A 23,422-nucleotide genomic window follows, 5' to 3' on the forward strand; every position below is an offset into this window, starting at 1 on the left:
TTATTAATCACGAGCTCTTGAGGAGATTCCCTTGAACGACCTGGTGCTTTGGCTCGACCAACTGCGCATGACCGACCTTGGCAAAGTGGGCGGCAAGAATGCGTCGCTCGGCGAGATGATTGGCAACCTGGCCCAGCTCGGCGTCTCCGTGCCGGGCGGCTTTGCCACCACCGCCGACGCGTTCCAGCAATACCTGGAGAAGAGCGGCCTGTCCAAGCGCATCGCCGAACGGCTGGCCACGCTGGACGTCGACGATGTCGACGCGCTGGTCGCCGGCGGCAAGGAAATCCGCGGCTGGATCGTCGACACCGCCCTGCCCGCCGAGCTGGAAAACGCCATCCGCGCGGCCTACGTCAAGCTTTGCAAGGATGCCGGCAGCGACAATATCGCCGTGGCCGTACGCTCCTCCGCCACCGCCGAAGACCTGCCCGACGCCTCCTTCGCCGGCCAGCAGGAAACCTTCCTCAACGTGGTCGGCATCGACGATGTACTGCACAAGGTGAAGGAAGTCTTCGCCTCGCTCTACAACGACCGCGCCATCGCCTACCGCGTGCACCAGGGCTTCAAGCACGAAGACGTATTCCTCTCGGCCGGCGTGCAGCTGATGGTGCGCTCGGACGTGGGCGCTTCCGGCGTGCTGTTCACGCTGGACACCGAATCGGGCTTCCGCGATGTGGTGTTCGTCACCGGCAGCTACGGCCTGGGTGAAATGGTGGTGCAAGGCGCGGTCAATCCCGACGAGTTCTACGTGTTCAAGCCCACCCTGCAGGAAGGCAAGCCGGCGGTGCTGCGCCGCAGCCTCGGCGCCAAGCAGCAGCGCATGGTGTATTCGAACCAGCCGGGCGAGCGCGTGCGCATCGAGGAAACGCCAGCCGCCGAGCGCAACCGCTTCTGCATCAACGATGCCGACGTGCAGGAACTGGCCAAGCAGTCGCTGGTAATCGAAAAGCATTACGGGCGCCCGATGGATATCGAATGGGCGAAGGACGGCAACACCGGCAAGCTGTACATCGTGCAGGCGCGCCCGGAAACGGTGAAATCCCGCGCCCACGCCACTCAGCTGGAACGCTTCCACCTCAGCGAGAAGGGCAAGGTGCTGGCAGAGGGCCGCGCCATCGGCCAGAAGATCGGCAGCGGCAAGGCACGGGTGATTCGTTCGCTCAGCGACATGAACAAGGTGCAGGCGGGTGACGTGCTGATCGCCGACATGACCGATCCCGACTGGGAGCCGGTGATGAAGCGCGCATCGGCCATCGTCACCAACCGCGGCGGACGCACCTGCCACGCAGCGATCATCGCGCGCGAACTGGGCGTACCGGCGGTAGTGGGCACCGGCAATGCGCTGGAAAGCATCCCGGACGGCCACGAAGTGACCGTGTCCTGCGCCGAAGGCGATACCGGCATGATCTACGAGGGGCAGCTGAAGTTCGAGCGCGTCACTGCGGATCTGGGCGCCATGCCCGAAGCGCCGCTCAAGATCATGATGAACGTGGCCAACCCCGAGCGGGCCTTCGATTTCGGCATGCTGCCGAACGCCGGCATCGGCCTGGCACGCCTGGAAATGATCATCGCCAGCCACATCGGCGTGCACCCGAAGGCGCTGCTGGAATATGGCAAGCAGGATGCCGACACCAAGGCCAAGATCGATGCGCGCATCGCCGGCTATGCCGATCCGGTGAGCTTCTATGTCGATCGCCTGGCCGAAGGCATCGCCACCATTGCCGCCTCGGTGTACCCGAAGCCGGTGATCGTGCGCCTGTCCGACTTCAAGTCCAACGAATACGCGAACCTGCTCGGCGGTTCGCGCTACGAGCCGCATGAAGAAAATCCGATGATCGGCTATCGCGGCGCCAGCCGTTATGTCGATGCCGGCTTTGCGGAGTCGTTCGGCCTGGAGTGCAAAGCGGTCAAACACGTGCGCGAAGTGATGGGCCTCACCAATGTGTGGGTGATGATTCCGTTCGTGCGCACTCTGGACGAAGGCCGCAAGGTGGTCGAGGTGCTGGCCAAGAACGGCCTGAAGCAGGGCCAGCATGATCTGAAGGTGATCATGATGTGCGAGCTGCCGTCGAACGCCCTGTTGGCCGACGAATTCCTCGACATCTTCGACGGCTTCTCGATCGGCTCGAACGATCTCACCCAGCTCACCCTGGGCCTGGACCGCGATTCCAGCGTGGTGGCGCACCTGTTCGACGAGCGCGACCCGGCCGTGAAAAAGCTGCTGTCGCTGGCGATCCAGACTGCGCGCAAGCGCGGCAAGTACGTGGGCATTTGCGGTCAAGGGCCGTCCGATCATCCGGACCTGGCCGAATGGCTGATGGACCAGGGCATCGAATCGGTATCGCTCAATCCCGATACCGTGGTCGACACCTGGCTGCGACTGGCCAAGAAAAAAGCCGGCTAAGACACGGGGTGTGAAATGCGGGGCGGTGGCAACACCGCCCCGCTGTTTTTTTGAAACTCAGTCCTGCCGGCGCGGTCTCTACCCCATCCACCACCGTCAAGGGGAAGATCATGCGCGCGCTGCTGCAATGCCTCGATCGCAACAAGGGCTTCATCGCCTTCATGCTCTGTCTGGTGATGTTCCGCAGCGCCCTGGCAGACTGGAGCGTAGTCCCCACCGGCTCCATGCAGCCCACCATCCAGATCGGCGATCGCATCCTGGTGGACAAGGCGGCCTATGACATCCGCCTGCCGCTCACGCATATCTCGCTTGTGCACCTGGCCGATCCGCAACGCGGCGATATCGTGGTACTCGACTCGCATGCCGCCGACGAACGCCTGGTGAAGCGCGTCATCGGCGTCCCCGGCGACGTGATCGCCCTGCGCGACAATGCGCTCTACGTCAACGGCGTAGCGGCCACCTACTCGCCCACCCGCGTGACGGGCATCCACGACGACCAGTTGGACCCGGCCCGCTATGAGGTGGAAAGCCTGGGCAATGTGCGCCATCTGGTCAGGCTGTCGCTCTACCGTCCTGGCGAGATGCGCAATTTCGGCCCGGTCATCGTGCCCGCCGGCCAATACCTCCTGATGGGCGACAATCGCGACAACAGCATGGATTCGCGCTATCTGGGCTTCTTTCCACGGCGGGAAATCGTGGGTCGCTCCCGCTACGTGGCGCTGTCGCTGGACCCCAGCAACGACTACCTGCCGCGCAAGCAGCGCTTCGGCGCCCCGCTCGACGGACCGCCCGCCCCGCCCCACCCGCAAGCCCGATAAATCCAGCGCCGGACAGTTGTCAGGGTCCGGGCAAGCACGTATCATGTCCGGCTCGCGCAGGCTACGCGCACCTTTTCGGAGAGGTGGCAGAGTGGTCGAATGTACCTGACTCGAAATCAGGCGTACGTGTAAGCGTACCGTGGGTTCGAATCCCACCCTCTCCGCCAGTTAAGAAAACGCCCCTCGTGGGCGTTTTTTTATGGCCTCCGCAGTTGACCGCCATGCGGCGAATGCATCGACCGTTACGGCCAGCAGCGATGGAATATCGCCAGCGTCACAGCGACTCAAAAAAGCATGTACGAGTTGCCATGCCGGCCAGCAAGCTGATGCGCGCAGTTGCTGGTATCCATGCGCCAAAGCCTGGATTCTGTACTAGGTCGGACGCAGCCCTCATACTTCGCGCAGGTTGTGTTCACGCCTATGGCAATGGATGGGCTGATAGAGTTTGTGTTCAAGCTGAGGCATGTAGCACCCATGATCGAATTCGGACACGGCACCCATGTCGGATTGCGCCGCACGCGCAATGAAGACACTTATTGCGCCGATGCGGCACTGGGCCTGTTCCTGGTCGCCGACGGCATGGGTGGGCATCAGCACGGCGAGGTGGCCTCTGCGCTGGCCCGTGACAGCGTGATCGAAGGGGTGCGCCGTGGCCTGCCGCTGGCCGAAGCGATCCACAAGGCCGCCGCGCGAGTGCTCGAGCACGCACAGCGCTACGACGATGCACTGCCGATGGGCACCACGGTCGCCGCGGTACGCCTTTCCGAACAGGGTTATGAAATAGCCTGGGTCGGCGACAGCCGCATTTACCAGTGGAAGAACGGGCTGCAACAAGTCAGCCACGATCATTCGCTGGTACAGGCGCTGGTCGAGGCAGGCGTAATCAACGAATCACAGGGTCGCCGACATCCTCAACGCAACGTGCTGACCCAGGCCCTGGGCATTACCGCGCTGGATCAATTGCACGTCAGCATGGCCAAGGGGCCGCTCACGCCAGGCATGGGTTTTCTGGTGTGCAGCGATGGGCTTACGGAAGAAGTAAGCGACAACGCCATTGCCAACATCGTCGGCCGGCAGGAACTGGCCGCGCAGGAGTGCGTCGATCACTTGCTGCTGGCGGCGCTGGACGCCGGCGGCAGCGACAACATTACGGCGATTCTCGCGCGTAATCGCTGAGCTTACGCTTCCGTTTCCAGCCGGCGCCAAATCGATTGGCCGCCCGCGCTCTTGTCCAGCGCATCCAGCCGCTTGCCGTGCGCATCGAGTTCATCCTGGGCGGCACGAAACACGCGCGGGCGACGCGACAAGACCAGGGGCGTCACCACCGCACGCTCCCCTCCTTCGCTGGCACCTTCAAAACCCAGATCGAGCACGACCTGGCCGGACGTCATCGCCAGATAGACATCTGCCAGCAACTGCGCGTCGATCAGGCCGCCGTGCAGATCGCGTGCGGAGTTGTCCACGCCCAGGCGTTTGCACAAGGCGTCGAGGCTGTTGCGCTGGCCTGGATAGCGCTCGCGCGCCATCAGCAGCGTATCCAGCACCGGACAGTAATCGCGGATGCGCCCGTAATCGGCACCTGCGCGCGCCAGTTCGGCATCGAGAAAGCCGACGTCGAAGGTGGCGTTGTGGATGATCAGTTCGGAGCCTTTGATAAAGGCCAGAAACTCTTCAACCACATCTTCGAAATGCGGCTTGTCGAGCAGGAATTCATCGGCAATGCCAGTGACTTCGCGCGCACCTTCGTCGATGGCGCGATCCGGATTGAGATAGGTCTGGTAATGGCGGCCGGTGGGGCGGCGCTCGATCAGTTCAACACAGGCGATTTCGATCAAACGATGACCCTGGCGCACTTCAAGGCCAGTGGTTTCCGTATCGAGAACAATCTGCCTCATGCTTTTTCCTTGAATTGCTCGGCCTGCTCGCGCGCGGCCTGATCAACGCGCTCGTTTTCCACATGGCCGTTATGACCGCGAACCCATTGCCAGCGCACCTTGTGCGGCGCGACGGCAGCGGCAAGGCGTTGCCACAGGTCCTGATTTTTTACTGGCTTCTTGTCGGCCGTGCGCCAGCCGTTGATGATCCAGCGCGGCACCCATTCTTCGATACCCTGCATGACGTAACGCGAATCCGTCGTTACGGTGATGCTGCATGGACGCTTGAGCGCTTCAAGCGCGCTGATGGCGGCCAGCAATTCCATCCGGTTATTGGTGGTCTGAGCTTCGCCACCGCTCAACATCCGTTCCGTTCCCTGGGCCCTCAGCAACGCAGCCCATCCGCCCGGGCCAGGATTGCCGAGGCACGCGCCATCGGTAAACGCTTCTACATCTGCCACTCGCTCTGCTCCGCTTTTTACTTGTTGGATAAATCAGCTGACTGAACTGCGCCGCGCGCCGGGTGCGAGGCCTGCGCCCACCGGTGTGGTGACCGGCTTGGGGCGCAAGCGCGTAGGCACGTTCATCGGCCCTTGCTTGCGCGCCACCAACACATAACCGCCACCCAGCAGGGCCGCGTGTTCGCCGTGCCCGTTGGGTGCCAGCGGCAACGCCCGCCCTACCCGCTGCACGCGTTCAATCTGCAGATCGGCACGCCGCAGCCGGGCCGCCAGCTGAAATGGCGTGGCGGCACGGGCGGCACTGCCGCGCGTCTGCCACAGCCACCATGGGGTCCAGCCGCTGAGGGGATTGATGCCGGTAAGCACCAGCATGCCGCCCGGCGCCAGCACCCGGATGACCTCGTCCAGCGACAAGCTACCTGGCTCGAAGGCATGACGCAGCAAGATCAGATCGAAGGCCCGGTCCACAAACGGCAGCGGTTCGCTGGCGCTGGCTTGTACATCGCCCTGCAGGCGCCCCTGCACCAGCCGTAGCGTGACCCACTGGCCCAGATAAGGCGGATTGGGCGGCACGTCCTGGGCCGCTGCCGAGAGCAGCAGCGCACGGGTGCCCGCACAACGGCGCACATCAGGCAGGTAGGCCACCGTTTCATCCGCGAGAAGGCCCCGCATGGGCGCGCTTGCATAGATGTCGGGGGCGCGCTGTGGCATGTACCGATGGCCTGTCGCGTGAGCGGATTGATTGGGGAGTTTAATAGCTGGCTTCACAAAGACGAACCAGCCCTCAACATGGTTCGAACAATATTTCGATTAACGGATATCTAACGAACCTGCGTTCCCGGGGTTTTATAGTCCGGGGTCGCGCGCAAGCAGGATGCCTGCGCCAGTCGATACGAAACCAGAGCGGAGCACGCCTTGCACGTCGTACCGTTACCGGCGCTTGCCGACAATTACATCTGGCTACTGCATGACGATAGTGGTCAAGCCCTCGTGGTCGATCCGGGCGAAGCCGCACCGGTGGAGGCTGCGCTCGCTGCGCGCAAGCTGAATCTGCGCGCCATCCTGCTTACGCATCATCATGCCGACCATATCGGCGGCGCCGGCCAGTTGCGTGAACGCTACGACGTTCCGGTCTATGCGCCGGACGACGATCGCATCGGCGTTGCCACGCATCGCGTCAATGATGGCCAGTCGCTGCAGCTGCAACAGCCCGCGGCGCGCTTCGACATCATGGCTGTGCCAGGCCATACGCTCAGCCATATCGTGTATGTGGGCGAAGGCGTGCTCCTGTGCGGCGACACGCTGTTCAGCCTCGGCTGCGGCCGCCTGTTTGAAGGCACCCCTACGCAGATGCTGGCGTCGCTGGAGCGACTGGCCGCCCTGCCCGGCGATACGCTGGTGTGCTGCGGACATGAATACACCGCGGCAAACGGCCGCTTCGCGCAAACCATCGAGCCTGCCAACGCGGCGCTTCAACAGCGCCTGGATCAGGTAACCAAACTGCGTGCCGAACAACGCCCCAGCGTGCCGGCAACTTTGTCGAGCGAGTTGGCATGCAATCCGTTTCTGCGCGTGAACAGCGCCGAGGTGATCGATTGGTGTCGTCGGCATGGTGCCGCCAATGACGCCGTCGCCCGCTTTGCGGCACTGCGTTCGGCCAAGGATGAGTTTCGCGCATGAAGCATACGCCGCGACTTCTGCCCGTTGCGCTCGCTTCGCTGCTTGCAGCCTGCGCGACGCCACCGACCACCGGCCCCACGCACGCACCCGCCACGGTCACTCCGGCGCCCACCCCGGCACCCGCCGCCAATCCGGCACCTGCGCCTACGCCGCAGGCGCAGGAAACAGCACCCCAAACACCAGCGGATACCGCTGCCGTTTGGGACAAACTGCGCAATAGCTTCGCCATGTCCGATTGCGATGCGGACCCGCAAATCATGGTCTGGGCACATCGCTACACGCAGAATCCGCAACGCTTTGAAGCGCAGATGAGCAATGCGCTGCCGCAATTGGTCTATGTGCAGCAGGTGGCGGAAAAGTATGACGTGGCCGGCGAATTCGCCCTGCTGCCCTGGGTGGAAAGCCAATACCAGCCAGTACCCGGCCATCGCAATCTGCCGGCTGGCATCTGGCAGATTGTCTCCAGTACTGCGCACGTGATCGGACTGCATACCGACCGCGGCTATGACGGTCGCCTGGATACGGCCGCGTCGACCGACAGCGTCATGCGCATGCTGCACGACTACTACGGCAATCTGCACGATTGGCGACTGGTCGACTATGCATTCAATCGCGGCGAATTCGGCATGCAGCGCATGCTGCAGCAGCACGGTGTTCCGCCGCAGGAACCGGCCATACCGAAAATGCCGGTCCCCCGCGTCACCCGTGAGCATCTGACCAAGCTGTTGGCGATCTCCTGCGTGGTGCGCGAGCCCGGACGCTTCAACGTGGAACTGCCGACGCTTGCCGCCGATCAGCATCTCGAAGCGGTCGAGGTCAACCATGGCATGACGCTCTCTACCGCCGCCAATAACGCCGGCATGGATGCGAGCCTGCTCAAGCGGCTCAATCCGGCCCTGCAGACCAATGCGGTAGATGCCAACACGCCCGGTCACATGCTGTTGATGCCGCATCGCAATGCAGAACAGTTGCGCACGGCCATGCAGGTAGCCAGCGACCAGAACATGACCGCCAGCTTGTCGGACACCGGCGATACGACGCTCTTTGCCGACAAGTCGGGCGATACCGACAGCGACACCGCCGCACCTGCAAAGTCCCATCGCGGCCGCACGCATACCGTGCGCGCCGGCGAAAGCCTGTGGCAAATCGCCAAGAACTATTCCACCAGCGTAAACAAGCTCGAGCGCCTGAATAATCTGCACGGCAAGGCGCTGAAGCCCGGCCAGGTGATCAAGCTCGACGGGCCCTGAAAGATTTCCCGGCAGCACCTTAAACAAGGGCAATAAAAAAGGCGGCTTTAAAAGCCGCCTTTTTCGTTAGGACATGCGCACCGGATTACATGCGGTCCTTGGCGTACTGGATCTTGGTCTTCGCCTTCAGCATGTCGACGAAGCCTTCCGTCTCGACGCTGCCATACACCTGCATCATCTGGCGATACAGCTGCCGGCGATCGTCTTCCGTCAGCTTGGACAGATCACCGCCTTGCACCTTGTCGACCGCCAGCACAGCGTAAACGCCGTTATCCAGCGAGACGGCCGCATACTGCGATTTGCCATCCGCTGCCGGATGCGGCGTCACAAACGCCTGGTCGATAATCGGCTGCGGCACGCTCTGCGCGTTCTGCGGGGCCTGCTGCACACGCTGGATCTGGTTGGACGTCTGCAGATCGGCATGCTCGGCCTTGGCCACCGTGGCCATGTCCTCGCCCTTGTTCAAGCGCTCAACCAGCACATCCGCTTTCTGCTTGGCTGCATCGGCGATACGTGCATCGAGAATCTTCTGCACGATGGCGTCGTGCACTTCGGCGATCGATTTCGGCGAAGCGGGAACGTGCTTGTCTGCGCGAATGACTACCGAATCGGTCTTGCTCAGATCCACCAGGCTGGAATTGTTGCCCGCATTGAGCACATCGTTGGAGAACGCTGCGGCAATCACCTTGGGATTGGTGGTGATGTCGTCGTTCTGGCCCTTGGGGCCACCGTTGCGGCCAAACAGCGGAGTTTCTTTGATCTGCAGCTGCAATGCCTGCGCCGCCGGCTCCAGCGAGCCAGGATTCTGCGAGGTCAGGTCGGTCATCTTGCCGGCCGCCTCGTTATAGGCGCGATCGTGATCGGCTGCCGTGGCTTCCTTCAGCAGCTGATCGCGGACTTCGGCGAACGACTTGGTCTGGCCGCTGCGGACATCGCGCAGATAGATGATGTGGTAGCCCTCGTCGGACAGCACCGGCTTGGAAATCTCGCCCTTCTGCAGCGCAAACATGGCCGATTCGAAGGCCGGGTTGGTCACGCCCTTCTGCAGCCAGCCGAGGTCGCCGCCGGTAAGCCTGGAACCCACGTCATCGGAATCCTGCTGCGCCAGCTTGGCGAAATTCGCCGGCGTGGCTTCGGCCGCGATCTTCTGCGCCTTGTCCAGCGCCGCCTTCTGCTGGTCCGGCGTCGCGTTCTTCGGCACGTTGACCAGGATATGCGACACCTCGCGCTCTTCCGGCAAGCCGAAGCGGGAGAGTTCGCTCTGGTAACGCTTTTTCAGATCGTCATCACTCGGCACGGATTCCGGCTTCAGCTCGGTCCCATTCACTTCGATGTACTTCAACGACACCTGTTCCGGATTCATGAAATCCGCCTGGTGCGCCTTGTAGTAATCCTGCACCTGCGAGTCGCTGACCTGGCTATCCGCCGGCGCCTCATGCGGCAGCACGAAATAGCGGATATCCCTGCGTTGCAGCTTGATGTCCAGGTAACGATCGACATCGGTCTGGGTAACGATCGTGCTGCCGCTGATGGCGTCCGGCAACAGGCCGCCCTGCAGCGAGGTGCGCAGGCTCTCCTGATACATGTCCGGCGTCATGCCGGCAGATGCCAGCTGCGCACGGTACATGTCGGAATTGAACTGGCCATCGACCTGGAACGAGGGGTTGGAGGCAATGGCTTCGCGCAACGACTGGTCCGGCACGCGCATGCCGAGATCTTCGTTGGCCTGCAGCAGCAACTGCTGGTCGACCAGCTCGTCCACGATCTGCTGCTTGAATTCGGGCTTGTCGAACACGCTCGGATCGAACTGGTCGCCGAGCTGCGCACGCTGCTGCTGGCGGATGCGGTTCATCGCATCCTGGTATTGCTGCTGGCCGACCTCCCGCTTGCCGACCTTGGCGACAAAGGTGTCGACCTGCGAGCTGAAATAGCCCTCGATGCCGAAGAAGGACATCGCTAACACCGCGATGCCCAGCACGACGATGGCTGGCCATCCTTGCATCTTGTCACGTAGTGACTGGAGCATAGATCTTCCCGCTGTTTTCGTTGGCGCGTTTCCGCGCATGTCCTAAACGACAAGGGCGCCACGGGGGCGCCCTTGCAAACCGTGGCGGAGCGGACGGGACTCGAACCCGCGACCTCCGGCGTGACAGGCCAGCATTCTAACCGACTGAACTACCGCTCCACATACTGGTGGGTGCTGTAGGGATCGAACCTACGACCCTCGCCTTGTAAGGGCGACGCTCTACCGCTGAGCTAAGCACCCGCAACCAAGCGGGCCGCTTAGTTTACGGCGTCCTTGAGCACCTTGCCAGCCTTGAACGCCGGGATCTTGGACGCGGCGATCTTGATTTCCTCGTTGGTACGCGGATTGCGGCCGGTACGGGCAGCACGCTCGCGCACGGTGAAGGTGCCAAAGCCGACGACCGACACGTCGTCGCCGTTCTTCAGAGCCTTCTGCACGGTCTCGAAGAAAGCTTCGAGTGCACGGCCGGCATCGGCCTTGGTCAGTTCGGCCTGTTCGGCGACGGCATTGATCAGATCGGTTTTATTCATTGAGTTACTCCCTTAAACAGATATTCGGCCCGCGGATAGGTTGGGGACGGGACAACGCAGGAAAGAATTGAAAGGATGCTACGGAAGGCGCTGCCTCGCGATCCCGCATCGCTGTGCGCACTGCAGTGGCCCAGGATGGCGGTGAGCCTTTATACCAGCGCCCCCCGGGGTCCGCAATATGAGCTGTACCAACGCTTTGCGAGAGTTCAGCGGCATTCGGCCACGCCACTGCAAACCGTACGCAACCGCTGCTTGACAACGGCGTTACACAGTGTGAAGCAGGCGACACGGTAACCGTGTCGCCTATCGCAATGAGCGGGGAATTGTTGCGCTTTAGTGCGTGCGCGTAGGTGCTTCGGAACTTTCTTCGTGCGAACCGGCGTCGGACGATCCGGAAGAAGTGGCCTCGGCATCTTCCTTCGCCGGCAACGGCTGCAACGGCCGTTCCAGTGCAATATCGAGTACTTCGTCGATCCAGCGCACGGGATGGATATCCAGCGATGCGGTGATGTTTTCCGGGATATCCGCCAAATCCTTACGGTTCTCGTCCGGAATGATCACCGTCGTGATACCGCCGCGGTGTGCCGCAAGCAATTTTTCCTTCAGACCACCGATCGGCAGCACACGCCCACGCAGGGTGATCTCACCCGTCATGGCGACTTCGGAGCGAACCGGTACCTTGGTCAAAGCCGAGACCAGGGCGGTGCACATCGCAATACCTGCGCTCGGGCCGTCCTTCGGCGTCGCACCTTCCGGCACGTGGATGTGCAGGTCGAATTTCTCGTGGAAATCGGGCTCGATCCCCAGGCGGCTGGCGCGCGCGCGCACCACCGACAAGGCGGCCTGGATCGACTCTTTCATCACATCGCCGAGCTGGCCGGTGTGCACCAGGCGTCCTTTGCCAGGCACGATCGATGCTTCGATGCTGAGCAAGTCGCCGCCGACCTGGGTCCAGGCAAGACCCGTCACCAGACCAACTTCGTTCTGCTGTTCCTTGCGGCCGAAGTCGAAACGACGCACGCCCAGGTATTGATCCAGATTGTCCGAATTCACCTGCACCTTGCCGGGAACAGCCTTGGCCTTGTTCTTCTTGGCATCCGGCTTGGCCTTCGCCTTTTCCGCCGCCTTCTTGTGTTCACTCAGCGTAAGCTGCTTGACCACCTTGCGGCAGATCTTGGAGATCTCGCGCTCAAGATTGCGCACGCCGGATTCGCGCGTGTAATAGCGCACGATGTCGCGCACCGCTTCGCCGTCCACGCTCAATTCTTCCGGCTTGAGGCCGTTGGCCTTGATCTGCTTGGGCAGCAGATATTTCTGCGCAATGGCGAGCTTCTCATCCTCGGTATAGCCAGGGATGCGAATGACTTCCATGCGATCAAGCAACGGGCCAGGAATATTCAGCGAATTGGCCGTCGCGATCCACATCACCTCGGAAAGATCGAGATCGACTTCCAGGTAATGATCGTTGAAGGTGTGGTTCTGCTCCGGATCGAGCACTTCCAGCAAGGCCGACGACGGATCGCCACGGAAGTCCATCGACATCTTGTCGATTTCGTCGAGCACGAACAGCGGATTCTTGCTGCCGACCTTGTTCATGTTCTGCACAATGCGGCCCGGCATCGAACCGATATAGGTACGGCGATGGCCGCGGATCTCCGCCTCGTCGCGCACGCCGCCCAGACTCATGCGGACAAATTTACGGTTGGTGGCTTTGGCGATCGACTGGCCGAGCGACGTCTTGCCCACGCCGGGAGGGCCGACCAGGCAAAGAATCGGACCCTTCATGCTGCTGACACGCTGCTGCACGGCGAGGTATTCAAGGATGCGCTCCTTGACCTTCTCCAGGCCGAAGTGATCGGCGTCGAGCACCTCTTGCGCCAGCGCCAGATCCTTGCGCACCTTGCTGCGCTTCTTCCACGGCACACCGATCAGCCAATCCAGGTAGTTGCGCACCACCGTGGCTTCGGCCGACATCGGCGACATTTGCTTGAGCTTGCCGAATTCCTGGCGCGCCTTGGTCAACACCGGCTTCGGCATACCGGCGTTTTCGATCTTCTTTTGCAGTTCCTCGATCTCGTTGGGGCCATCCTCGCCCTCACCCAGTTCCTTCTGGATGGCTTTCATCTGTTCGTTGAGGTAGTACTCGCGCTGGCTTTTCTCCATCTGCGACTTCACGCGGCCGCGGATGCGCTTTTCCACCTGCTGCAAATCAATTTCACCGTCGACCAGACCGATCAGCAGCTCAAGTCGCTGGCCCACATCGGCGGTTTCCAGCACCCTTTGCTTGTCGGACATGCGCACGGTGAGATGCGCGGCAATCGAGTCCGCCAGGCGCGACGGATCGTCGATGCCCGACAGGGTCGCCAGCACTTCAGGCGGCAACTTGCGGCTCTGCTTCACCAATTGTTCGAACAACGACACCAAGGTGCGCGAGACCACATCCAGCTCGCGCTCTTTCACGCTGTAGACGGGCTCGATAACGCGCGAACGCGCAGTGAGCATGCCGCCGTCGTCGTGGTACTCCTCGATGGCGACACGCGACTGACCTTCGACCAGCACCTTCACGGTGCCATCAGGCAGCTTTAACAGCTGCAGTACACCGGCAAGCGTGCCGATTTCATGCAGGTCCTTCACGGCAGGATCGTCGATATCAGGACTCTTCTGCGCCACCAGCAGGATCTGGCGCTCGCCTTCCATGGCGCGTTCGAGCGCGCGCATGGATTTGTCGCGGCCGACGAACAGCGGAATCACCATGTGTGGATACACCACAACATCGCGCAGGGGCAGGACCGGCAGCGCGTCTACAAGGGTGCCGGTGGCGACAGGATTTGCAGCACTTTTTGCCATCGCAGGAAATCTCTCATGAAAATGAGGCTTACGACCACGACACTGCGCCGAGGCCACTGACACGTCAAGTGGAGGCAACCCTAGCGTCACTCAAGTGCCAGGCGGATAACAAAAAACACGCGGCCCCGGTGGTTGCCCACCGGGGCCGCGGCATACGGATGTTGTAACAATCAGGCCGCTGCGTCGCCGCTTTCGCTGCCGATACGCGGTTGCTGTTGCAAGTTTCCACGATAGATCAGATAGGGCTCGGCCTGACCTTCGATCACGGCATCGTCCACGACGACCTTGCTCACATGCTCCAGCGACGGCAGCTCGTACATGGTATCGAGCAATACCTGCTCGAGGATGGTGCGCAGGCCGCGCGCGCCGGTCTTGCGCTTGAGCGCCTTGCGCGCAACTGCCTGCAAGGCTTCCGGGCGGAATTCCAGCTCCACGCCTTCCATCTCGAACAACTTGCGGAACTGCTTGGTGACTGCGTTGCGGGGCTCGGTGAGGATCTTCACCAGCGCCGCTTCATCGAGTTCATCCAGAGTCGCCACCACCGGCAGACGGCCGACGAATTCCGGGATCAGACCGAAACGCACCAGATCCGCCGGCTCGACTTCGGCCAGCACTTTGCCGAGATTCTCGGTGCGTTCCTTGGAGCGCACTTCCGCCGAGAAACCGATACCGGTGGTTTCCGAACGCTGCTGTATCACCTTCTCCAGGCCGGCAAATGCGCCGCCGCAGATGAACAGGATGTTCTTGGTATCGACCTGCAGGAATTCCTGCTGCGGATGCTTGCGACCGCCCTGCGGCGGCACCGAAGCCAGCGTGCCTTCGATCAGCTTCAACAGCGCCTGCTGCACACCTTCGCCGGAAACGTCACGAGTGATCGACGGGTTTTCGCTCTTGCGCGAAATCTTGTCGATTTCGTCGATATAGACGATGCCCGACTGCGCCTTCTCGACGTCGTAGTCGCACTTCTGCAACAGTTTCTGGATTATGTTCTCGACGTCCTCGCCGACGTAGCCCGCTTCGGTCAACGTGGTGGCGTCGGCGATCGTGAACGGCACGTTGAGCAGGCGCGCCAGCGTTTCGGCCAGCAGCGTCTTGCCCGAACCGGTCGGACCGATCAGCAGGATGTTGGACTTGCCCAGCTCGATGTCGTCGCTGCGCTGGCGAGACTCCATCCGCTTGTAGTGGTTGTAGACCGCGACGGCGAGCGCCTTCTTGGCGCGCGTCTGCCCGACCACGTACTGGTCGAGGGTCTCCATGATTTCCTTGGGCTTGGGCAGCTGGCTACGCCCGGAGGCTGCCTTCTCCTCCAGCTCCTCGCGGATGATGTCGTTGCACAGCTCCACGCACTCGTCACAGATGAACACGGACGGACCCGCGATCAGCTTGCGTACTTCGTGCTGGCTCTTGCCACAGAAGGAGCAGTAGAGAATCTTGCCGCTGTCGTTGGAACGGCCCTGCCGCTCGTCGCTCATTCGTTTGATCCTGCTGATAAATCCCAGTTACGGGTCGAGAATAGCACAGGGTCCCGAGTCCGCACCCGGACGCGGGACCCATGTAGGTCTAAAGCTTAGATCGGCCCAAATCAGGCGGACTTGACCGTTTCAACAGCCCGGCGGTCCAGCACGGCGTCGATCAGGCCGTATTCCTTGGCGGCCTCGGCGCTCATGAAACGGTCGCGCTCCATGTCGCGCTCGATCTTGTCCAGCGGCTGGCCGGTATGCTGAACGTAGATGTCGTTCAGGCGGCGACGCAGGTACAGAATTTCCTGGGCCTGGATCTCGATATCAGTGGCCTGCCCGCGGGCACCGCCGGAAGGCTGGTGGATCATCACGCGCGAGTTGGGCAGCGAATAGCGCTTGCCCTTGGCGCCGGCCATCAGCAGCAGCGAGGCTGCACTGCAGGCCTGGCCAATGCACATGGTGCTGACATCGGGCTTGATGAATTGCATGGTGTCGTAGATCGCCAGGCCGGCGGTGACTGCACCACCCGGGCTGTTGATGTACAGATGGATGTCCTTTTCCGGATTCTCCGACTCCAGGAACAGCATCTGCGCCACCAGCAGGTTGGCGACCTGATCGTTCACTTCGCCGACCAGGAAGATCACGCGCTCCTTCAACAGGCGCGAGTAAATATCGTACGAACGTTCGCCGCGAGCGGTCTGCTCGACAACGATCGGCACCAGGTTGAGGTTCTGGATCTGGTCCATGGCCATGCGTGTGACTCTCCGCGTGTGGGGACTGAATGGCGATTCGAGCAATCAGGTCAGACTATAGCCGGACCTGATCGAATCGTCTCAGGCACCGACCGGGCGCATCACTTCGTCGAAGCTCAGGTTCTGGACGGTGGTTTTGCCGTGCTCGGCCACCCATTCCGCCACCTGATCTTCCATCACGCGATTCTGCAGCCCGGACATCAGTTGGGGGTCGCCGTTATACAGTTCAATGACCTTTTCCGGCTCTTCGTAGGTCGAGGCAATGGCGGCGAGCTGCTCGGCCAGGCGGCTGCGATCGAGCTTGAGCTCGTTCTTGCGGGCGATTTCACCCATCAGCAGGCCGGCGATAACGCGCAGGCGAGCGGCCGGCATGGCCGAGTCGATCAGCTGCGGCGGCGGTTGCTGACCGCGCGGTACGCTGCCAGCCGCCAGATTGCGGGCTTCGGATTGCACCATCAGGTTCGGAACTTCGAGTTCCTTGTGCGTTTCGGCCAACTTTTCGGCCACCTGCGACTTCAGGCGGGCCATCAGGGCAGCCTTCAGTTCACGCTCGAGGTTGGCGCGCACTTCCTTGCGGAAGTTCTCCAGGTTGCCATCGACGATGCCGAACAGCTTGATGAATTCCGCATCGACTTCCGGCAGCTTCTGTTCCTGCACCTTCACGATCTTGAAGCTGACCTTGGCGGTCTTGCCGGCAAGCTGCTCATTGCGAAAATCGGCCGGGAATTCGATCTCGGCTTCGAATTCGTCGTCGGCCTTGTGGCCAGTCAACGCCGCGTCGAGCGCCTTGAACAGGGTGCCCGAGCCGATCACGCTGCCAGCGCGTTCCAGGCCTTCGGCCGGGAAGCGGTAGTCGCCGGTGGCAGCGGCGTATTCGAACATCACGAAATCGCTCTCGGCCGAGGCGCGCTCCACTTCGTCGAAGCTGCGGCGCTGCTGACGCAGCGTCTCGATCATCTTTTCGATGTCGGCATCGGTCACTTCAGCCACCGGGCGGCTGATTTCGAGCGTGGAAACGTCGACGTCCGGGAATTCCGGCATCACCTCGAAGGTGGCGGTATAGGCGATTTCGCCGTTTTCTGGCTGGCCGGTGGTATCGATCGCCGGGTTGGCGACCGGACGCAGGTTTTCCTTTTCGAAGGCTTCGCGCAGCGTGCTGCCGATCAGGTCCGAAAGCACCTCGCCACGCACCTGCGCGCCAAAGCGCTGCTGGATCACGTTGGTCGGCACTTTGCCGGGACGGAAACCCTTGAGGCGCACCGTGCGGCTCATTTCGGCGATGCGAGCGCTCACCTGCGTCTCGAACCGCTCAGCCGGAAATTTGACCGTGAGCTTGCGCTCAAGCTTGCCGACGTTTTCAACGGAAAACTGCATGACGTCTCCTGGAATTACCTGTGATGGCCCCAAATGGGGCCGCGGCGGCCCCGGCCGCCCGCAAAATCAAGCTCAAGGTCGGTGGTGCGAAAGAAGGGACTCGAACCCTTACGGGGGTTACCCGCTGGAACCTAAATCCAGTGCGTCTACCAATTCCGCCACTTTCGCATCGGCTATGAGATTGCAAATACATGATTTTCAACGATTTTCAGCAGCAATGCCGAATTCGCCAAAAACCATCGGTTTGCGACCTTAAGTCGATGATTACCTTATGCCAAGCCAGCCATTTTACGGATGTGCGGCGGCTCAGCACAAGCACTCGCGCGCGCTGCCGGCCTGAAGATCTGACAAACAAAAAGACCCGCATCGCTGCGGGTCTTTCGTAATTGGTGGGCCGTGTAAGATTCGAACTTACGACCAATTGATTAAGAGTCAACTGCTCTACCAACTGAGCTAACGGCCCGGAAACTGCCTTTTTATGTACTGCAAATTGGGGTGGACGATGGGACTCGAACCCACGACAACTGGAATCACAATCCAGTACTCTAACCAACTGAGCTACGCCCACCGTAACCACGAATCTGGCGCGCCCGACAGGAATCGAACCTGCAACCGTCGGCTTAGAAGGCCGATGCTCTATCCGGTTGAGCTACAGGCGCTTGACTGAAGCAGAACACCTGCTGGTCGGGGCAGAGGGATTCGAACCCACGACATCCAGCTCCCAAAGCTGGCGCTCTACCAGGCTGAGCTATACCCCGATTTCGAAACCCGGTCAGCTTTCGCGTACCTGAGCCTTGAAATCCTACGGGTGACACTCTGGCCCGTCAATCCGTATCGAACACGCCGGACTCCAATCTTTTTGTCCGGTTTTCGCAGGCGATTTCTGCCTGCGATGCAGACACGACTCGAACAGTATCGTGTCTTGCAAATATGGTGCGCCCGGAGAGATTCGAACTCCCGACCACCAAGTTCGTAGCCTGGTACTCTATCCAGCTGAGCTACGGGCGCGTGGTAAAAAACCATCTTGCCGGGCATTCGATCCGAAATCCGGAAGGGGCCGAAGCAAGAAGCGGAATTATTCAGGTACAGGCCGCCGACGTCAATACTCTCCGTGAATTTTTTTGAAATATTCCGTTCATGTCTTCGACGATGCGCGGCCGCTGCGCCACGTCAGCGGATGTCGAGCGCGAACTCATCCGCATCCATCCACGCGGGAAAGCGCTCGCGATGCGCGAGCAACGGTGCGGGATCGAGCGTCACCGTTACCACTTGCTCCTGCGTGCCGAGCTCCACCAGCGGCTCGCCAACCGCATCGATCACCGCGCTGTCGCCAGCGTAAGGAAGATCGTTGCCATCCGTACCGACCCGGTTTACGCCAATGACGTACGCAAGGTTCTCGATCGCGCGAGCGCGCAGCAAAGTGCGCCACGGTTGGCGGCGCGGCGCAGGCCAGTTGGCGACGAACAACGACAAGTCGTAATCCATGCCGCCTGTCGCCGATGCCAGACGGCGATTGCGCAACCACACCGGGAAACGCAGGTCGTAGCAAACCTGCGGCAAGATCCGCCAACCTTTGAGCTCGACCAGCAAACGCTCCGAACCGCCGCCGTAGCGCGTGTGCTCACCGGCCATGCGGAATAGATGGCGCTTGTCGTATTGGGCGAAGCTGCCGTCCGGACGCGCCCAGATCAGACGGTTGTAAACCTTGTCGCCATCCCGAATCGCCAGGCTGCCGGTGACCACGGCGCCGACCTCGGCAGCCAGCGCACGCATCCACGCAACACCCTCCCCGTCCATGCCTTCGGCAGCGCTGCGCGTGTCATTGCTGAAGCCGGAAAGAAACGTTTCCGGCAATACGATGAGATCGCTTTGACCCGCCACACTGCGCACCAGCGCGCCGTAGTAATCGCGGTTCGCCGGCGCGTCGTGCCAGCGTGTAGCGCCCTGCACCAACGACACCTTCAGAGTTTGCATAGCCGCTCCGCCGCTGCATCCATGGTGGCATCGCTCTTGGCGAAGCACAGGCGCACCAGGCGCGTGCCGGGCGCCTTCTCGTAGAACGGCGTCAGCGGAATGGCCGCCACCCCGCCCTCCTTCACCAGCCACTCGCAGAACGCCACATCGTCTTCGTCGCGAATCGCCGAATAATCGACCAGCTGGAAATAGCCGCCGGGAACGTCGAGCAGCTTCAGGCGCGATGGCGCCAACAACTGGCGAAAACGATCGCGCTTGACCTGATAGAACGCGGGCAGCTCCAGGTAATGCTCCGGGCTGCTGGCGAGGAATTCTGCGAAAGCGACCTGCGCCGGATGGAAAGTGCAGAACGTGAGGTATTGATGCACCTTGCGGAATTCTGCCGACAGCCTGGGCGGCGCCACGGCATAACCGACCTTCCAGCCGGTGCAGTGAAAGGTCTTGCCAAAACTGGAAACGACGATGCTGCGCTCGGCCAGCTCCGCATGCCGCAACACGCTCTGGTGCGCAGCCCCGTCGTACACGATGTGCTCGTAGACTTCGTCGGACAACACGATGATCGGCGTATCGCGCACGATCGCCGCCAGCTCATCCAGATCCGCCTGCGACAACACTGCACCCGAAGGATTGTGCGGGCTATTGATCAGGATCATGCGCGTCTTCGGCGTGATCGCCTCGCGCACGCGCTGCCAATCGATTGAAAAGCTCGGCACGGTAAGTGGGATGTGCACGGCGCGTGCGCCTTGCAGATCGATGGCCGGTTCGTAGGAATCGTAGGCCGGATCGAACACGATCACTTCATCGCCCGCGCGCACCAACGCGGCAATCGCCGCAAACAAGGCTTCGGTCGCGCCGGAGGTTACGGTGACATCACTATCCGGACTGAGCTTATGCCCATATAGCCGCTCGGTTTTCAGTGCAATCTGCTCGCGCAGCGCAGCCGTGCCGATACCGGGCGCGTATTGATTGAGTCCGTTCGCCATCGCGCGGGTCACCGCATCGCGCAACGCCTGCGGCGGCTCGAAATCGGGAAAGCCCTGACCCAGATTGACCGCCTTGTGCTGCACGGCCAGATGGCTCATCACACTGAAGATGGTGGTGCCTACTTTCGGAAGCTTGGTTTCGATGGTCATGGGCAGCGGTATGGATGTCTAAACGCGAAGACTAACATGGGCGCGGCGACAGCTCAGGGCGCAGGTTGCCCCGGCAGTTCCAGCGGATGGAGCGGACGCTTCATGCACTCGTTGTGGACCAGGCGCGTAGCCTCCGGCAAATGTTCGGCAAGAAAATCGATCAGGGCACGTACGCCCGGAAGCATGCCCCGCCGGCTAGGGTAGACAAAGTGCATGACACCATTGGGGGCGCTCCATTCCGGCAGCACCACTTCCAGCTCGCCGGAGGTGATCGCCGGAGCGCAGACGAATTCCGGCAACAGGGTGACGCCCATGCCCGAGCGCGCCGCACTCAGCAATACGGCGAAATCACCGGTGATCAGCCGCGCCTGCACTTCAACGCTGACACGTTCGCCGTGCTCGTCGATCAGCTCCCAGATCTGCGCACCTTCGTGCTCCAGCATGGACAACGCCGGCAGCCGCGCCAGATCGTCCGGATGCTTGGGATGGCCGTAGGTCTTGAGCAAGGCCGGACTGGCCACCGGCAGCACGCGCGACTGACTGAAGCTGCGCACGATCATGTTGGCATCCGTGTCGAGCTTGGTGCGCACGCGGATGGCCAGGTCGAAACCTTCGCTGATCAGGTCGACGCGGCGGTTGCTCGACAGCACCCGCACCTGCAGCTTGGGATACTGCGCCATGAAGGTCGGCAGGATGTGCGCCAGCACGGTCTGCGCAATCGAGATCGGGCAGCTCAGGCGAACCACGCCGCGCGGCTCGGCGCGCAGCTCTTCCACCGCATCCTGCGCCGCCCTCGCCTCTTCCAGCACGGCGCGGCAGTGTCCGTAGAACCGCTCGCCCACTTCGGTGACCACAAAGCGTCGGGTGGTTCGTTGCAGCAGGCGTACCCCCAATCGGTCCTCCAACTGGGCGATGCGCTTACTGAGCCGGGATTTGGGTACCCCCAGGGCCCGGCCGGCAGCCGAAAAACCACCGTGCTCGACTACGGCCGCAAAGAAGTACAGGTCGTTCAGGTCCTGCATGGCACCCGGTAAGGCCGTCATAGTCGTTTCCCATTTGGAACAATAAGTTCAAAAACATCCATCTTATCGGCCGTTTGTTCCGAATTTATCTTATCCACCAACGTCGGACTGCCCGACCTGGAATGAGATATCACCATGAAACTGCTGCATATTGACGCAAGCTCGCTGGGCCAGCATTCCGTGTCGCGCGCACTGACCGCGGCTGTCGTAGCTCAGATCACCCGTGAAAACCCCACCAGCAGCGTGACCTATCGCGATCTCACTGCCCAGCCGCTGCCGCATTGGGCGCCGGTGGTGGACGCCGAAAGCGAAGCGGCCAAGCTCGGTGAAGCCGTGATGGACGAATTCCTCGCCGCCGATGTGGTGGTGATCGGTGCCCCGATGTACAACTTTTCGATCCCCAGCCAGCTCAAGGCCTGGATCGACCGCATCGCCGTCGCCGGCAAGACCTTCAGCTACGGTGCGTCCGGCCCGCAGGGCCTGGTTGCCGGCAAGCGCCTGATCATCGTGTCCTCGCGCGGCGGCGTGTACTCGGCAGGCCCGGCCGCCGGCATGGACTTCCAGGAAACCTACCTGCGCACGCTGTTTGGCTTCCTGGGCGTGACCGATGTGGAATTCATCCGTGCCGAAGGCGTGAACATCAGCGCCGAGCATAAGACCAACGCGGTGGCCTCCGCCCACGCCACCATCGGCCAGTTGGCCGGCAAAGCCGCCTGATCGAAGCATCACGCGAATTCCCACGCTGGATAGACAGAGCGCCCGTTATGGGCGCTCTTGTTTTTGCGGACTTGGCGAATGGTCAGTGACCAAAACGGATTTCGCCGCCATCGTGATCGCGATCCCAGCCGCGCAATTCATCGCGGATATGCGCAATGCGCTGGCGGCCAAGCGCATTGCGCTCCTCGTCCAGCACTTGTCCATCGAGCAATTCCGCGAGCCGCTGCGCAGTGGGCAGCATGGCATCCCAGGCATCCAGTGCCGGCACCGGTCCGGGCAAGGCCATAAAGAAACTCAGGCCAGGCGTACGCAGCGTGTCGATCCGGGTCAGGTCGAAGCTGCCCGGCTTGAGCATATTGGCCACGCTGAAGATCGGGCCAAGCTCGCGCTTGCCGTCGACCAACCGGTGATAGATGCCCATGTCGCCGTATTCCAGCCCCGCCTTCTCCGCCGCAACCACCAGGTCGGCGCCATTGAACGCATGTCCTTCGCGCGCCACCAGGAACAAGGTGACAATGCGCTCCACCGGCATCTGCGGCGGCCGTTTGCCGAGATCCGAACGCGGAGGGATGCGCGGGGCCGGGGCGGGCGCAGGGGCTGGCGCCGGTGCTGCCGCTTCGATCGGTTCGGCCGGCATCGGCGGCTGCGCAGGGGCTGACGGCCTGACGAGGGGTTCGACAGGTGCGGTGGCCGGCGAAGAGGAACGCAGCATTTCCACGATGGAGGCCGCGTGACCGGTGGGCTTGGGCATGGCGGCGTGGCCGCTACGCGTATCGGCCAGCGTGGCGCCCAGCTTTTCCAGCTCTTCGCGCAAGCCGACATCCAGCTCGCCCTGCTGCGGCAGCGGTTCGGAAAACAGCGGATCGTGGCGGTCGTCGGCGATGTCGCGGAAGCCATCGTCCTCGTGCGAATCGCCGAAGGTAGGCTCGCGCCGCTCCATGCCGGGCTCCGGTGCCGGACGGCGCTTGCCTTGTTCTTTCTTCGGCTCGCCGAACAACCACACCAGCACCAGCACGATGAGGCCGAGGATCGCCAGCGGCACGCCGACCCAGGGGTTCCACGCAAAAGCCAATTCGGTTGCAGGCATCATGATCCCCATC

The 23,422-nt window shown here is 61.8% G+C and carries 19 protein-coding genes and 9 tRNA genes; 7 read left to right on the forward strand and 21 right to left on the reverse strand.

What is annotated here, in order from left to right:
* The first annotated feature begins 31 nt into the window (after window positions 1–31).
* The 4 genes from ppsA (at window position 32) to IGX34_RS12375 (ending at window position 4,398) form a co-directional block, all read left to right on the forward strand.
* Window positions 32–2,404 (forward strand): phosphoenolpyruvate synthase, encoded by a 2,373-nt coding sequence (gene ppsA, locus IGX34_RS12360; RefSeq protein ID WP_192556037.1) that lies wholly within the window; start codon window positions 32–34, stop codon window positions 2,402–2,404.
* A gap of 110 nt (window positions 2,405–2,514) precedes the next feature.
* Window positions 2,515–3,222, forward strand: coding sequence for a signal peptidase I (gene lepB, locus IGX34_RS12365; RefSeq protein ID WP_192556038.1), 708 nt, complete (start codon window positions 2,515–2,517; stop codon window positions 3,220–3,222).
* Window positions 3,223–3,299: 77 nt separating this feature from the next.
* Window positions 3,300–3,389: transfer RNA gene (locus IGX34_RS12370), tRNA-Ser, on the forward strand.
* Between the two features lie 307 nt (window positions 3,390–3,696).
* Window positions 3,697–4,398, forward strand: a complete 702-nt coding sequence (locus IGX34_RS12375; RefSeq protein ID WP_192556039.1) for a PP2C family protein-serine/threonine phosphatase — start codon at window positions 3,697–3,699, stop codon at window positions 4,396–4,398.
* Window positions 4,399–4,400: 2 nt separating this feature from the next.
* Here the strand turns inward: IGX34_RS12375 and dnaQ are convergent, their stop codons facing one another.
* Genes dnaQ through IGX34_RS12390 form a run of 3 tightly spaced genes read right to left on the reverse strand, consistent with a single transcriptional unit; the run spans window position 4,401 to window position 6,229 of the window.
* Window positions 4,401–5,117: a DNA polymerase III subunit epsilon gene (gene dnaQ, locus IGX34_RS12380; protein ID WP_192556040.1), complete on the reverse strand. Its 717-nt coding sequence runs from the start codon at window positions 5,115–5,117 to the stop codon at window positions 4,401–4,403.
* Entirely contained in the window at window positions 5,114–5,557 is a 444-nt protein-coding gene (rnhA, locus tag IGX34_RS12385) for a ribonuclease HI (protein WP_192556041.1), read from the reverse strand. Before rnhA ends, dnaQ begins: the two co-directional genes overlap by 4 nt.
* 33 nt (window positions 5,558–5,590) lie before the next feature.
* Window positions 5,591–6,229 carry a methyltransferase domain-containing protein gene (locus IGX34_RS12390; protein WP_225737429.1) on the reverse strand — a complete coding sequence of 213 codons (639 nt, stop codon included), beginning with the start codon at window positions 6,227–6,229 and terminating at the stop codon, window positions 5,591–5,593.
* A gap of 243 nt (window positions 6,230–6,472) precedes the next feature.
* Here IGX34_RS12390 and gloB point away from each other — a divergent pair, with 243 nt between their 5' ends.
* Window positions 6,473–7,237, forward strand: a complete 765-nt coding sequence (gloB, locus tag IGX34_RS12395) for a hydroxyacylglutathione hydrolase (RefSeq protein WP_192556043.1) — start codon at window positions 6,473–6,475, stop codon at window positions 7,235–7,237.
* Entirely contained in the window at window positions 7,234–8,487 is a 1,254-nt protein-coding gene (locus IGX34_RS12400) for a LysM peptidoglycan-binding domain-containing protein (protein WP_225737430.1), read from the forward strand. The genes gloB and IGX34_RS12400 overlap by 4 nt, the downstream gene beginning before the upstream one ends.
* An 85-nt stretch (window positions 8,488–8,572) precedes the next feature.
* Here IGX34_RS12400 and IGX34_RS12405 read toward each other — a convergent pair whose 3' ends face one another.
* The 17 genes from IGX34_RS12405 to IGX34_RS12485 form a co-directional block, all read right to left on the reverse strand.
* On the reverse strand, window positions 8,573–10,513 hold the full coding sequence (locus IGX34_RS12405; protein ID WP_192556044.1) for a SurA N-terminal domain-containing protein: 1,941 nt from the start codon (window positions 10,511–10,513) through the stop codon (window positions 8,573–8,575).
* 82 nt (window positions 10,514–10,595) lie between these two features.
* Window positions 10,596–10,672: transfer RNA gene (locus IGX34_RS12410), tRNA-Asp, on the reverse strand.
* Between the two features lie 6 nt (window positions 10,673–10,678).
* A tRNA-Val gene (locus IGX34_RS12415) sits at window positions 10,679–10,753 on the reverse strand.
* Window positions 10,754–10,770: 17 nt separating this feature from the next.
* On the reverse strand, window positions 10,771–11,043 hold the full coding sequence (locus IGX34_RS12420; protein WP_192556045.1) for an HU family DNA-binding protein: 273 nt from the start codon (window positions 11,041–11,043) through the stop codon (window positions 10,771–10,773).
* A gap of 333 nt (window positions 11,044–11,376) precedes the next feature.
* Window positions 11,377–13,890, reverse strand: a complete 2,514-nt coding sequence (gene lon / locus IGX34_RS12425; RefSeq protein ID WP_192556046.1) for an endopeptidase La — start codon at window positions 13,888–13,890, stop codon at window positions 11,377–11,379.
* A gap of 170 nt (window positions 13,891–14,060) precedes the next feature.
* A complete protein-coding gene (gene clpX / locus IGX34_RS12430) occupies window positions 14,061–15,362 on the reverse strand; it encodes an ATP-dependent Clp protease ATP-binding subunit ClpX (protein ID WP_192556047.1) in 1,302 nt (433 codons plus the stop codon).
* 110 nt (window positions 15,363–15,472) lie between these two features.
* Entirely contained in the window at window positions 15,473–16,102 is a 630-nt protein-coding gene (gene clpP, locus IGX34_RS12435) for an ATP-dependent Clp endopeptidase proteolytic subunit ClpP (RefSeq protein ID WP_192556048.1), read from the reverse strand.
* A gap of 81 nt (window positions 16,103–16,183) precedes the next feature.
* Window positions 16,184–17,476 carry a trigger factor gene (gene tig, locus IGX34_RS12440; RefSeq protein ID WP_192556049.1) on the reverse strand — a complete coding sequence of 431 codons (1,293 nt, stop codon included), beginning with the start codon at window positions 17,474–17,476 and terminating at the stop codon, window positions 16,184–16,186.
* A gap of 82 nt (window positions 17,477–17,558) precedes the next feature.
* Window positions 17,559–17,644: transfer RNA gene (locus tag IGX34_RS12445), tRNA-Leu, on the reverse strand.
* 219 nt (window positions 17,645–17,863) lie between these two features.
* Window positions 17,864–17,939 (reverse strand) — tRNA-Lys (locus tag IGX34_RS12450).
* Between the two features lie 28 nt (window positions 17,940–17,967).
* Window positions 17,968–18,044 (reverse strand) — tRNA-His (locus tag IGX34_RS12455).
* A 14-nt stretch (window positions 18,045–18,058) separates the two neighbouring features.
* Window positions 18,059–18,135, reverse strand: a tRNA-Arg gene (locus IGX34_RS12460).
* Between the two features lie 22 nt (window positions 18,136–18,157).
* Window positions 18,158–18,234, reverse strand: a tRNA-Pro gene (locus tag IGX34_RS12465).
* Between the two features lie 173 nt (window positions 18,235–18,407).
* Window positions 18,408–18,484 (reverse strand) — tRNA-Arg (locus tag IGX34_RS12470).
* 162 nt (window positions 18,485–18,646) lie between these two features.
* Window positions 18,647–19,450 carry an amidohydrolase gene (locus IGX34_RS12475; protein WP_192556050.1) on the reverse strand — a complete coding sequence of 268 codons (804 nt, stop codon included), beginning with the start codon at window positions 19,448–19,450 and terminating at the stop codon, window positions 18,647–18,649.
* Window positions 19,438–20,583 (reverse strand): pyridoxal phosphate-dependent aminotransferase, encoded by a 1,146-nt coding sequence (locus IGX34_RS12480; protein WP_192556051.1) that lies wholly within the window; start codon window positions 20,581–20,583, stop codon window positions 19,438–19,440. Before IGX34_RS12480 ends, IGX34_RS12475 begins: the two co-directional genes overlap by 13 nt.
* A gap of 53 nt (window positions 20,584–20,636) precedes the next feature.
* The gene (locus IGX34_RS12485) at window positions 20,637–21,626 is read right to left on the reverse strand and encodes a LysR substrate-binding domain-containing protein (RefSeq protein WP_192556052.1); all 990 of its coding nucleotides are present in this window, start codon (window positions 21,624–21,626) and stop codon (window positions 20,637–20,639) included.
* 114 nt (window positions 21,627–21,740) lie between these two features.
* Here IGX34_RS12485 and IGX34_RS12490 point away from each other — a divergent pair, with 114 nt between their 5' ends.
* Entirely contained in the window at window positions 21,741–22,322 is a 582-nt protein-coding gene (locus tag IGX34_RS12490) for an FMN-dependent NADH-azoreductase (RefSeq protein WP_192556053.1), read from the forward strand.
* 82 nt (window positions 22,323–22,404) lie between these two features.
* On the opposite strand, the gene zipA is transcribed toward IGX34_RS12490, so the two are convergent.
* Window positions 22,405–23,412 carry a cell division protein ZipA gene (gene zipA, locus IGX34_RS12495; protein ID WP_192556054.1) on the reverse strand — a complete coding sequence of 336 codons (1,008 nt, stop codon included), beginning with the start codon at window positions 23,410–23,412 and terminating at the stop codon, window positions 22,405–22,407.
* Window positions 23,413–23,422 lie beyond the last annotated feature (10 nt).

The organism is Dyella acidiphila (assembly GCF_014863405.1).
Lineage (GTDB): Bacteria > Pseudomonadota > Gammaproteobacteria > Xanthomonadales > Rhodanobacteraceae > Dyella_B > Dyella_B acidiphila.